Source organism: Sphingobium sp. B2 (genome assembly GCF_007693735.1).
Lineage (GTDB): Bacteria > Pseudomonadota > Alphaproteobacteria > Sphingomonadales > Sphingomonadaceae > Sphingobium > Sphingobium xenophagum.
Map to the genome: position 1 here is coordinate 1 of NZ_VDBZ01000018.1, position 4,644 is coordinate 4,644.

Annotated in this window: 5 protein-coding genes; 1 reads left to right on the forward strand and 4 read right to left on the reverse strand. The window is 64.8% G+C overall.

All coding sequences use genetic code 11. From position 1 onward, the window contains the following. The 4 genes from FE851_RS25715 to FE851_RS25730 form a co-directional block, all read right to left on the reverse strand. Positions 1–605, reverse strand: a 605-nt coding sequence (locus FE851_RS25715; RefSeq protein ID WP_186378993.1) for a Cj0069 family protein, incomplete at its 3' end; no start/stop codon positions are given. An 88-nt stretch (positions 606–693) separates the two neighbouring features. After that, complete coding sequence (locus FE851_RS25720; RefSeq protein ID WP_017184236.1) at positions 694–1,362, reverse strand: superoxide dismutase; 669 nt, start codon at positions 1,360–1,362, stop codon at positions 694–696. Between the two features lie 74 nt (positions 1,363–1,436). Then, positions 1,437–2,834 (reverse strand): chromate efflux transporter, encoded by a 1,398-nt coding sequence (gene chrA, locus FE851_RS25725; RefSeq protein ID WP_145206923.1) that lies wholly within the window; start codon positions 2,832–2,834, stop codon positions 1,437–1,439. 2 nt (positions 2,835–2,836) lie between these two features. Beyond that, positions 2,837–3,760 carry a chromate resistance protein ChrB domain-containing protein gene (locus FE851_RS25730; protein ID WP_008603798.1) on the reverse strand — a complete coding sequence of 308 codons (924 nt, stop codon included), beginning with the start codon at positions 3,758–3,760 and terminating at the stop codon, positions 2,837–2,839. A 195-nt stretch (positions 3,761–3,955) separates the two neighbouring features. Between FE851_RS25730 and FE851_RS25735 the strand changes: the two genes are divergently transcribed. Next, positions 3,956–4,644, forward strand: a 689-nt coding sequence (locus FE851_RS25735; protein WP_145206924.1) for an LppY/LpqO family protein, incomplete at its 3' end; no start/stop codon positions are given.

The window sequence follows — 4,644 nt, forward strand, 5'->3', positions numbered from 1 at the left end:
AGAAACGGCACCCACCTTTCCAAGCACTCGGCTAGGCTGATGCGCTCCGATTTGCTTCCTTGGCGGGCCTCTTGAACTTTCACCGACGTTTTCAAAGCCGGAGCGTTTCCCGCTTCGTCTAGTTGGACACGCCATACATTCCTGCCGCCGTTGCCGTAGTTCGGCTTCAGCACGCGCGGGCCTGCGGCAAGATGTTCGGGGAAACGAGCGCGAAGGCCTTCAGCGTCCACGTATCGATCGACATCGCTGCCCCATTCCATGGATCGCGTTGTGTAGAGCACTTCCTTGACGCCGATTTTGGCGATCACGTCAGGATGCGCGCTGACGACAACGCCGCACCCCGCGACTTCGCGCAGCATTGGATCGAGCTGCGAGCGGTCGCCTGAAATGTCCAACGGATTCACCCAGACCAGCACTGCGTCGCACGACAGCAGCTCGTCCCGAATCTCGCGAACCGCCTCGTCCCTGTACAGTACAGGCCTTGCGGTCGCCCCGAGCGCCCGCAAGGCCTGCATTATCGGCCACTGCCGGGCTTCATGAAAGCGATGCGTCCACTCGGCTGCTTGCCCACGCCAAAGAAGAGCGATGTTCGGGCCGGATGTCATTGTTGCATCTCCCCATCGGACCTGTCCCCTTTGTGGTCGCGAACTCAGGTGTCGCGCAGCAGTGGGTGTTAAGCCACGGCGGTCGGGTTCAGCCGCCGCCGCGCAAAGCCGCGGCATAGCGCCGGTCGACCACTTCCCAGTCGATGTTGCGGAAGAAGGCGTCGACATATTTGGCGGCGGCGGTGCCGTAATCCATGTGGAAACTGTGCTCGTACATATCGAGCGCGAGCAGCGGCACGCCGGCAATCGCACCGTGCATATGATCCCACGCCCAATGGTTGTGCAGCGAGCGCGTGTGGAGATTGTAGACGAGCACGCACCAGCCCGATCCGCCGGCAAGGCTCATCCCGGTACGGCGGAAGTCGGCTTCCCAGCGGTCGAACGAGCCGAACGCCGCGCCCAGCGCGTCGCGGATGGAACCGGCTGCCTGGCCGTTGCCGCCGAGCCCGTCGAAATAGACCTCATGGAGCACGACCGAGCCGGTGCGGTGCAGCTCCTCGCGCTTCAATCCGCCATAGACCACCGGCGGCAGGTCCGTGTCAGCGAGCGCGGCGGCAAGTCGTGTCTCGATCATATTCAGGGCCTTGACCGAGCCCGCATAATTGTTCTCGTGGTGCGATGTGATCAGCCTTTCGGAGAGGCCGTGAAGCCTGGCGGGATTGAACCTGAGCGGCTTGACCTGATGATTTCCGGCAAAGGCGGGGACAGCCGCCGGCGCTGCGGCCGGCGTCTGCGCAGAGGCTTCGTTGATAGTCATGGCGGCGGCTCCGATGCCAAGAGTTGCGATTGCACTGCGTCGGGAAAGATGGTCGATCGTCACGCGTCACTCCTTCAGATGATCATTACATATGCGGCCCCGAGGACCGAGCAGACGCCGAGCACCGGCAGCATGCCGGCCTTGAACCGGAACATGGCGAGTATCGCACCCACCGCGAGCGCCAGCGCCGGCCAGTTGACGGACGTTAGGACTGGGAGATCGATGGTGCCGGCTGCGAACGGCACTTCGCGGACTTGCTCGAACAGAGTGTGGATACCAAACCAGACCGCCAGATTGAGGATCACGCCGACCACTGCGGCGGTGATCGCCGAAAGCGCGGCCGACAATGCGCGGTTGCCGCGCAGCCGCTCGATGAATGGCGCGCCGGCGAAGATCCACAGGAAGCATGGCAGGAAGGTAACCCAGGTGGTGAGGATTGCGCCGAAGGTCGCGGCGACGAGCGGCGGCAGCCCGGTCGCTTCGCGGAAGGCCGCGAGGAAGCCGACGAACTGCGTCACCATGATCAGCGGCCCGGGCGTGGTCTCGGCCATGCCGAGCCCGTCGAGCATCTCGCCGGGCTGGAGCCAGCCATAGGTCTCGACTGCCTCCTGCGCGACATAGGCGAGCACCGCATAGGCGCCGCCGAAGGTCACCACCGCCATCTGGCTGAAGAAGGTGGCGATGCGGCTGAACACGTCGTCGGGGCCGAACGCGAACAGCAGCGCTGCGACCGGCCCGAGCCAGAGCAGCAGCAGGACGCCGGAGATGCGCAGCGACCAAGAGAGGTTCGGCCGGGCATGGTCGGGAAGGCCCTCGCCAAGAGCGGTGTCGCGGTCGTGGATTATCTCAGCGCCGGCGGGACCATGTCCGCCGCCGCCCTTGAATGCGGCGTAACCAGCGCGGCCACCGAAGAAGCCGATCAGCGCGGCGGCAAGCACGATCAGCGGGAAGGGCACGTCGAGCACGAAGATCGCGACGAACGCCAGCGCGGCAAAACCGCGCATGACGTTGTTCTTCAAGGCACGCGAACCCACCCGGACCACCGCCTGTAGCACCACCGCCAGCACGGCGGCCTTCAATCCGAAGAACAAGCCCTCGACCAGCGCCACTTCGCCGAGCAGCACATAGACATAGCTGAGCCCTAAAATCGCGAGGAAGCCGGGCAGCACGAATAGCGCGCCCGCGACCAGGCCGCCCTTGGTCTTATGGAGCAACCAGCCAATATAGGCAGCTAGCTGTTGCGCTTCAGGGCCGGGCAGCAGCGTGCAATAGTTGAGCGCGTGGAGGAACCGCTCCTCGCCGATCCAGCGCTTCTCCTCGACCAGGATGCGATGCATCACCGCTATCTGGCCCGCCGGTCCGCCGAAGCTGAGCAGCGCGACCCTGATCCAGACGCGCACCGCCTCGCCAAAGCTGATGCCGTGCTCGTGCAGCGTCTCGACTGCGATTTCAGCGCGTGCGCTGGCCTCCATCTTTAGTCCTCTTTTCGCCGGGTGAAGTGAGCATAGAATCCGTCGAGCGCGGTCGATCCGCGCGCGATCCGCTCCTCGTCGTCGTCGGTGCCGGCACAGATGCCGGCGATAAGCGCGCTCACTCCCGGAGTTTCCGGGCGCTCGAACCGAGCATCGGCAATATCAAGGTCGTGAACAATTTCGCCGAGCGCCCGCAGCGCGGGGTCGGTCTCGAGACCGGTGAGGAACACCAAGGTCTCGAAGGAGCAGCGGTCGCCTTCGTGGGTGAACTCAGCGTCCGCCATGTCGAACCTCAGTTCGTCAGGCTCCGGCACATATCCTTTGCCCTCGACGAACTTGAAGCTCGCCTCGGGGTCGATGAAGCGGCGAATGAGCCAGGCGGACGCGATGCGATCGACATGGACATGGCGGCGCGTCACCCAAACGCGGCGCTTTAGCTCCGCCGGGGTCAGCTCGGGCGCACCGGGGCCGCTCACATCGGGATGTTGGTGAGAGCGGCGGTCCGCCTCGGTGATGGCGGCCTGTGCCGCCTGCCGACCATGCGCACCGAAAAAGTCGATCGCGGCGACCTCGTTCAGGCGTTTGCGCAGGCGGCCCACATCCGCCGCCGCGACATACTCGCCCTCACACAGCGCGCGCGCCTCGCGTGCCAACTCCTCATAGTCGGCGTCACGCGCAGCGTCGAACACTCCGCGCAGCTCCGCATCGCCCATGCCGCCGACAAGGCGCGCTTCGAGGATCAGCGCCTCGCCGCCATTTTCGGTGATCTCGCGATGCAGTTCTTCGAACAGCGCGCGCGTGTCCTCGCGATTGGGGAGCGCATGGACGGCGTTCTTGAGCGGCGCGGCCCCGATCGCCTGCAAACGCCGCCAGACCTTCACCCGCAAATAGGCAGGCTTAGCCGGAAGCTGCGGGATCAGGAGCAACCAAGGGGAAGCTTGTGTGTTTGTCATAGTTGTATCGTCACTAGCCTACAAGTGTAAGGGTTGCATCACAAGCCTCATGAGCATAGGACTGCTTATCCCGAAGAAAGAAACCGGAGCGCAATGTCGCGGCTCGCCGGCGGCGCGCTCGCATGACGTGAGGCTTTCCGTGTCGAGTGCGCTGATGAAGGATCAATTATGCTGAAAAAGACCATCGCCTTGGGATTCGCCAGCCTCCTGCTGGCAAGCCCGGCATGGGCAGCGCCGGACTGGTCGGCTGTCGACCGGGCGATAGGACGAGCGGGGGCCGAACAGCCGGGGGGCGTTCACCGCTACAGCTTCCCGCGTTCGGACCTGAGCGTTACGCTGGATGGGGTGACGATCAAGCCCTCCCTCGCGCTCGGCTCTTGGGCGGCGTTTCAGCCGATGGGCGACGAGGCGATGGTGATGGGCGATCTCGTGCTGACCCACGACGAGGTGAACCCCGTTTTGAGCCGCCTGCTCGCAAGCGGTTTTACGATCACCGCGCTCCACAATCACCTGCTCCGCTCTTCGCCTGCGACCATGTACATGCACATTGCCGGCCACGGCGACCCGGTGAAGCTCGCGGCCGCGCTCCGGCAAGCGCTATCAGCCAGTCGGACCCCGCTCGCCGCGCCGCAATCGCCTTCGGCCAGCGCAGCCGCATCGCGGCTCGACCTCGATGTGGCCGCGCTCAACCGGTTGATGGGCGGTGAGGGCAAGACGGCCGGTGGCATCCTCCAATACAGCTTTCCGCGCGCCGAGCGGCTGATGGACGGCGATATGGAGACTCCGCCGACGATGGGCACGGCGACCGCGATCAACTTTCAGCCAACCGGGGACGGCCGAGCCGCCATCACCGGCGA